Origin of the sequence: Bacillus sp. 7894-2, assembly GCF_002272225.1 — a bacterium.
GTDB lineage: Bacteria > Bacillota > Bacilli > Bacillales > Cytobacillaceae > Cytobacillus.
The window spans coordinates 1-7,285 of record NZ_NPDG01000163.1 but is presented as its reverse complement, the minus strand read 5'-3'; the positions used below and the strand labels follow the sequence as shown (position 1 = coordinate 7,285).

Annotated in this window: 6 protein-coding genes and 2 pseudogenes; 2 read left to right on the top strand and 6 right to left on the bottom strand. The window is 34.6% G+C overall.

Annotated features, from left to right (window positions below; genetic code table 11):
• Positions 1-113: 113 nt before the first annotated feature.
• Together CHI10_RS21945 and CHI10_RS22825 are read right to left on the bottom strand one after the other, a co-directional pair.
• On the bottom strand, positions 114-527 hold the full coding sequence (locus CHI10_RS21945; protein ID WP_095246259.1) for a hypothetical protein: 414 nt from the start codon (positions 525-527) through the stop codon (positions 114-116).
• A gap of 171 nt (positions 528-698) precedes the next feature.
• A pseudogene (locus CHI10_RS22825) lies at positions 699-1,494 on the bottom strand (IS3 family transposase); the annotation flags it as partial.
• A 194-nt stretch (positions 1,495-1,688) separates the two neighbouring features.
• Between CHI10_RS22825 and CHI10_RS21930 the strand changes: the two are divergent.
• Together CHI10_RS21930 and CHI10_RS22820 are read left to right on the top strand one after the other, a co-directional pair.
• The gene (locus tag CHI10_RS21930) at positions 1,689-2,237 is read left to right on the top strand and encodes an ATP-binding protein (protein ID WP_286137562.1); all 549 of its coding nucleotides are present in this window, start codon (positions 1,689-1,691) and stop codon (positions 2,235-2,237) included.
• A gap of 28 nt (positions 2,238-2,265) precedes the next feature.
• Positions 2,266-2,352 (top strand): hypothetical protein, encoded by an 87-nt coding sequence (locus tag CHI10_RS22820; protein ID WP_286137564.1) that lies wholly within the window; start codon positions 2,266-2,268, stop codon positions 2,350-2,352.
• 1,136 nt (positions 2,353-3,488) lie between these two features.
• Here CHI10_RS22820 and CHI10_RS22530 read toward each other — a convergent pair.
• From CHI10_RS22530 to CHI10_RS21905, 4 genes and pseudogenes are all read right to left on the bottom strand, one after another.
• The gene (locus tag CHI10_RS22530) at positions 3,489-3,626 is read right to left on the bottom strand and encodes a hypothetical protein (RefSeq protein ID WP_179289103.1); all 138 of its coding nucleotides are present in this window, start codon (positions 3,624-3,626) and stop codon (positions 3,489-3,491) included.
• Positions 3,627-4,055: 429 nt separating this feature from the next.
• Positions 4,056-4,442, bottom strand: coding sequence for a hypothetical protein (locus CHI10_RS21915; protein WP_095246254.1), 387 nt, complete (start codon positions 4,440-4,442; stop codon positions 4,056-4,058).
• Between the two features lie 84 nt (positions 4,443-4,526).
• On the bottom strand, positions 4,527-5,675 hold the full coding sequence (spoIIP, locus tag CHI10_RS21910; protein ID WP_286137561.1) for a stage II sporulation protein P: 1,149 nt from the start codon (positions 5,673-5,675) through the stop codon (positions 4,527-4,529).
• A 238-nt stretch (positions 5,676-5,913) separates the two neighbouring features.
• Positions 5,914-7,118, bottom strand: a pseudogene (locus CHI10_RS21905) (transposase); the annotation flags it as partial.
• Positions 7,119-7,285 lie beyond the last annotated feature (167 nt).

Below are 7,285 nucleotides of genomic sequence, written 5' to 3'. Positions count from 1 at the left end.
AAGGCTTTTTTGAATGTCTACTTAAAGGGGACATTAACAAATTTGAAGGTTTTTTTGATAATAGCTATGCAGGATTCCTAGTTCTAAGAAATTCATCAATCTACTTTTAAAAATTATCTAACAACTACCTTAACACTATTCGAAACATAAGCGGTACCAGTCGAATCCACTACCCTTCCAGAAGCTGTAAAGGTACCACTTCTTGTATATCGTAATAATTCCCCAGAGAATGTTTCTGAAGTATTATCTGAATACATAATACTTGTGCTAGTTCCATCTCCTAAATAAAGTTTATAATTAAAAGGCGCTTTTGATGAGCCAGAAGTTAATTTAAAAGTAGCATAACTGCCACGGTTAATAGTTTGTGTAGAAGGAGTTAGAGATGGAGTAGCTAGGATACCAATTTCCTCATTCGCTGTACTTAAAGGCTGGGGAGAGGCTGGTGTTGCAGCTGCTGCGTTGGATAGACATCCAAAAGAAAATAATGATGCTCCAAGAATAGTACTTGCAAGAACCTTTTTAAACAATATAATCACTCCTTATTTTTTACTTATTTTAAATATTCTCCCAATTTTTGAAAAATCCTGCTTTAAATTGAAGATTTTATAAAAAATTGAATTTTTTATCGGTGTTTTAGAGGTAACGTAAATTACAGGTGCCTGTCCCCAACTATACTACCGCTTTAAAGGGCCGAGGTTCAGGCCCTTGTTTTTTGAAGCTATTGCACGATAAACGAGTAATGCATCTTTATTTGGCACTGTACTAAAACCGATGATTTCTCGATTAAAGAGTTCGACAAAGACACATACGTAGTTCCATTTTTGATTAACCCTTAAGTATGTTAAATCGCTTACGATTATGGTCATTTCTTGTTCCTGGGTAAACGCACGATTAAGTTCATTCTTCTGTTCTGATTCATTACAGGATTTCGCATGCGGATTAAATTGAGCGATTGTATAGGAAGAAACAAGGCCCTGCTCCTGCATTATGCGCCCGATTCTTCGCCTGGAAACGATAAGACCGCGCTTTTTTAATTCTACTTTGATTTTACGTGTTCCATAGTTTTGACGGCTTGCGTGAAAAATATCGACAACATTAGAAACAATGGGATCCTCTTCATCTTTTACTTCATAATAATAGACACTTCTAGGGATTTGCACATTGCTGATATCGAGTATTTATGTTGGTCATTCTTGTTTACATTTACTTTTGTCCTAGTATCAGCGCGGCTTGCTTTAAAATGTCTTTTTCCATTTCTAGCTGCTTATTTCTTTTTCGGAGTTCCATCAATTCTTTTTGCTCATCTGTTAAATTGTCTTTTTCCTTAAAAGAACCTGATTTTTGACTCTGACTCACCCACTTATCTAAAGATGAAGGAGTAAGGTCATACTCACGAATAATCTCTTTTCTTGGTTTTCCATTTTGGTACAGCTGCACGATCTGTTGCTTGAAATCTTCAGTAAATGTTCGGCATTTTCTTTTGGCCATGTAGATTCTCCTCAAATGTATTATTTGTAGTCTACTTGACCTTAAAAATTCTGTCCAACTAAATGTAGCCTATCCAGTCATGCTTGCTAGCATGCAAGGTTATTATACAGGAGGCTTTTCTTTATTCTATTTATAGTGGCCCTGCATTCCGCAAAGGGTGGCTCTTTCCTCCGCAATGACTGGCTCAAAACTCCGCATAAGTGGCTCATTTTCACTGCAATAATCAGCGTAATTTAAGTTATGAGGAATTTTTACTAGCTCTACTGGAAGCAGAATCTGAATCTAGAGAGGAAAATCAAAGACAGAGAAGACTTAAACAAGCTGCTTTTCCTGTTCATAAAACCCTAGATAACTATGATTTTAGCTTAATGCCAAGCTTGAATAAGAATCGTTTTTTAACTTTGGCAAAAGGAGAGTTTGTGGAGAAGAAGGAAAACGTCATTTTTTTGGGGAACAGTGGGACTGGAAAGTCCCACTTAGCTACCGGTCTTGAACTTGAAATGATTAAGAATGGCTATAAGGTCAAGTTTATTACAGCGGCTGAATTAGTAGAAGAACTTTTACTGGCCAATCAGGAGCATAAGCTAGGGACATTAGAAAAGAAATGGCTCAAATTTGATGTGACCATTGTCGATGAACTTGGATATGTACCTTTTACGAAAGTAGGATCTGAACTATTGTTTCAATTCTTTACCGGTCGACACGAACGGGTTAGTGTAATGATTACGACCAATCTAGAGTTTACCTGAATGGACATCTATCTTTGGTGATGAAAAAATGACAGCTGCCCTCCTAGATAGACTTACTCATAAGGCCCACATTCTCTTATTAAATGGGAATCTTATCGGTTTAGGCAGAGTATGAAACAAAGAAATGAGTGTGACCAGTAGTCTGGGAAGCATGAGGAGTTTAGGTGATCTTGCCCCGAGGGGCAAGATCACCTAAACTCCCAAACATCCCCCAAATATGGTAATAATGCAGAATGAAGTGTCTCACTTTTGAAGTGATCGCTCTGGCTCAAATTAATATTGACAAATACAGCTTTGTTTATATACTCGATATCAGGCACCCACTCTAGCCTTATAAATGCTTCATGTGGATATTTTTATTATCATTTTCTGTTCGAGTATACTTTTTCCCTAACATAGAATCAATTTCTTCCTGTATTTCTAAACCCAAACCTTCTTCTCTTTTTCCTATATGTAGTATTAAGCATCTTAGTCTTGCTGTTGTTAAGGTCGCAAATTTTTGCCTTCATTCCTACTATATCCTATTCCATTAGCTGTATCCGGGTCCCTGAGATCATCAGCAAACTCAGTACATATATAGTGATCAACTTCCCTGGCCATATTCCTTGCAACATCCTTCTCAAATTTAAGAAAGAAATATTCCTTTGTTTTTTTCTGATCACCTATATTATTGATCAAGTAAAATTCCTCAAGCTGCTGCAGAAAAAAACAAGTTACCTCATCTCCTTTTTCTTTATACCATCCAAGCTCTTCTTTGAAAAACCCTGAACATCTTTCCAGGTCAAAATAATCGGTTTCTCAACTATACGCTGACCTAGGTGCAAAGCAGCTTTTATGCCCCTCTAACTGTTGATGAGTTAGGTATGAGTTATAACCTATCTTAGTTTCAATTAGAACAGGTACGTCTTCCGATAAAATTGCCCCATCAGGTATCGTGTACGTCTTATCTTTACTATTACGTACTTCATAACTCTCTGCCATTCCGATAACAGCGCCTATACTTGATGCATTACTCAATACATTAGATGTTGATATCGATATTCAAAGGAATGAGTAACTATGGTGCTCAACCCGGCAAATTTGAGGAACTTTGATGTCATATCTGATGAGGAATGCTGTAGAACATTAAGAAATGTCTTTGTTAAATTATTCTCAATCTGTAAATGCTTTGTTTCTTGCATTGAACCTTTTGGCTGACCTTTATAATAATGAAAAATATTGTTATAACCAGACATACTTCCTCCATGAATCTTACTTAGTTTTTTTTGAATGGATATTTTCTTCTAATAACTTCTTTGCCTTCATTCGTAACAATTCTTCTGTTTTAACAATAAAATCCTGTTTAGGTTTTAAATTTTTCAATTCCCTTAATTCCCCAACAATGTTCAAATCATCATCTCCTTGCAAATTAGTGGAGTTCTTAACCATTTATATATTAATCGTTTTAATGCTTCGAAAAGTTACATTATTAGTGATTCATTTATATTCTAAAAACAAATCCATTTATTATTATTCACCATTATTAATAGATGTTTTTACCAAAGAAAAGATAGACATAAAAAATCCTGTAAAGAAGAATCCCGTAGTAAGTTGCCAACTAAAAGAAAAATAAGAAATTAGGGTGGATATAAACATAAATAATAGCCATATTATTGGACTAGCACTAAACCTGTCCATGTATTTCACTCCTTAATTTCCACGCTAGGATCATCAAAAATATTGTTCTCTTATATGTTTATTACCTTTCTATTAAAATAATTCCTCCTAAAAAAAGTTGCCATATTGGCAACTTCTTTGAAGAGAAGAGATTAGTTTATTCTATTTCACAACAACTGTTGCTTTATTGGATATCCATCCAGTGCCATCAACATCGTATACAACTGCAGATACGTAGAATGTTCCTCTACTGCTATATCCCATCGAGCTTAAGTGAACAGTTCTATCATCAGTATAAATACTAAAAGTACTACCATTCCCTTTATTAACCCTTATATTATAAGGCGCTTTTGATACACTATGATAGAGAGTCATATTTGCCTGATTGCCGACTGAAATTGTTTGTGAAGAAGGAGAAAGTGTAGGAGCCGCTTGAACTTCTACTTCTCCTTTTTCATCTACAAGAGTTGCAGCAAAGGCAGGTAATGACACTGACAAGAGTGAAATACCTAAAATTGCTGAACCAATAATTTTTTTCATTTTTCTCATAAGACTTACCTCCTATTTTCTTAATATTTTATATATTCCACAAAACATAGGTAATCCCTTCAATATTTTCAAATAAATGTAATACTATTCTTTTTTCCCTCCGTACTCTTCCCAGTATATGTCTGAAAACACATCTGCAAATGCATCTGTAGTTCTTCCTAATTCATCCAGCGTGTTGTCAACGCCTCCTATTTCAACTAGCAATGCCCTGTTGGATACATCTTGATTATAAACTCCGTTTCCATCTAATCGATTTTTTAAGAATACTCCTCTACTAATTCCAGGGAAGCGCTTTTCTAGTTCAGTATTAATTTTTTTAACAAATTCTAGATTTTCTTCATAATTATCATTTTCTTTACCCACTATGAAATACAACTTCGCATAGGATTTACCATCAATTACTTTTGTGGTTACATCCTTCCTGGCAGAATCTCTGTGAATATCAATAAAGTATTTAAGATTCTTATTTTCCGCTACAGCTTCTTGTATAACCTCATTTGATAATTTATAAGAGGCAGAATAATCCCATTTCCTCTCTAATAACTCTTTATTGATATTTGTTTTATTATGCTCTACACCGATACCCGCACCAATTAATTTTTGATTTAATCTTTTACCTAAAGCAACCACATTCGCCCTTTCATCTGAACTAACGGCTTCATTTGACCTGGACGCATTTTTTAGTAGAGGGAGAAAAGACTCAAGGTTATGAGTATGATATACAAACACATTAGGTTCTTTGTTTAACAAAGGTTTTTGATCTTCTATCCCAGTATTATTTTGGAGTTCCTCTTCAATTACCTCTTTTTCTTTCAGAAGAACTTCTAATGGAGGAGCGGATTCGTAAGGGAGTGTGGATAGGTCAGTTCCTTCTCCTGCAACTACAATCTCTGTATCATAAAAATTCAATCCAGGGAGCTCATTTCCCAAAAAGCTTCTAGTATCTCTGGGTTTTATATTAGTTGCAAGTTCAAAAAGGATTTCTGATATTGGTGGAATCGTAAATACTTCTTCTGATGCAAAAAAGATATGGTTTTCTGCTCTAATAAATTGTGCAAATAAATTTTCTGATTCTATTCCTGATAAGGTTTTCTGGATATTTTCTGATGAGAGCCCTAAATTAATAATCAGTGAAAATACTAATGTTGCTATTACTATCATTGAAAAAATAATAGTTTTAAATTTAAAAGTAATGATTGAGAATTTATTATCTCTATAAAGATTACTTTTCATTTAAATTTCACCGTCCTTTAATCTAGGATATGTAAATTTTTTCAATGATATGATATTCTCTACTATTTTTTTCTAACAATTAAGTAAATTAGTAGAAAGTCCCCACACCTATTCTTTAGTTAGAAATTAAAAAGAGGCTGGGACATAACTAGCTTCAAATAGTGAGAAAGGAGAATTTGGGTGAACTCAAATTCTCCTTTCTCTATTTTTTGCTATTAATTCTTATACACTCTTATCTGTTGGCCGTGAATTTTCGTAAATTCACAGCCATTAATGCAAGACCCATTTCGTTCTTGACCTTCGATTTTCCACGAACAGAAAATCGAGTGAAACGCAAATTGGCCTTCAAGAATCCAAAAACTGGTTCTACGTCAATCTTATGTTGACGATAGATAGCACCTGTTTTTTCTTCTGAAAGCTTCGCTCTCACATATTCTTTTTGATGTTCCCACTTCTCGTTCACCATTAATTTTCGATTTCATCTAGAAACGGAATTAAAGTACGTGTGTCTGTCGGATTTGAAAATAAACTATAGGCAAGCGTGTATTGACTTTCCGTTGCGATTTGTACATTATAACCATCTTTCAATTGACCATTTTCCATATAATCATCTTTCATTCGCATGAATGTTGCATCATGGTCTGTTTTCGAATAACTATTACGTGTGCCAAAGATTTCAAAGTCTCGTTGATATTTCTGTTTCCGCACAATATAATCAGTCAACTGCTTACGCACTTGCTTCGGATATTTTTGTTCAATTCTTAATGCTTTTCTTTCTTCTACGCTCGGTGATGCTTCACTTTTTTGGTTATATTTAGTAATGACTTCATCTACTTTTTGAACCATGTGGTCGAGTTCCTCAAGTGTTAATTGCTCATCACTTTCTCGTTCAATTTCAGGTAAGATTTCTTTTTCAAGCAACTCGTTGTACAGTTGATATGATTTTTCAATTAAGCTTTTGTGATATTTCTCAATCGTCTTTTTCCACACGAATGTAAATTTGTTCGCATTTGCCTCTATTTTTGTACCATCAATCAAAATAGCTTCTTGATCGATTAATTTCTCTTGTACAAGTTGGCAACGGAATTGCACGAAACATTGTCGGATTAGTTCTACTACTTCGGGTTGAACACGGAAACGATTAATGGTGCGATAGCTTGGTTCATAACCTTGAGCTAGCCAATTCATACGGATACTATCTTTTAAAAGTGCTTCGATTTTTCGACCAGAAAAGACAGACTGCTTATAAGCACATAAGATAATTTTTAACATCATGCGCGAATGATAAGCAGGGCACCACTCATTTCGAAGAAATGGTTCGAGTGCTTTAAGTGGAATACTTTCAACTAAGTGATGTATATGGAAGGCAATATCATTCTCTTGTAACTTTACTTCTAAATCTAAAGGCAAAATTAATTGATTCATGTTATAATCTTTAAACATAAGGACACTTCTTTCTGTTTGGATTTTGTGTGGTAACTTAATTTTAACAGAGAATGTCCTTATTTTTTATTCAAAATAATCAAAGCCTGTGAAATTTTACACTTCGTAAAATTTCACAGGCTTTTTCATTTCAGAGGAGGGTTTTGTCCCAGCCTCGGTCTTGCCCC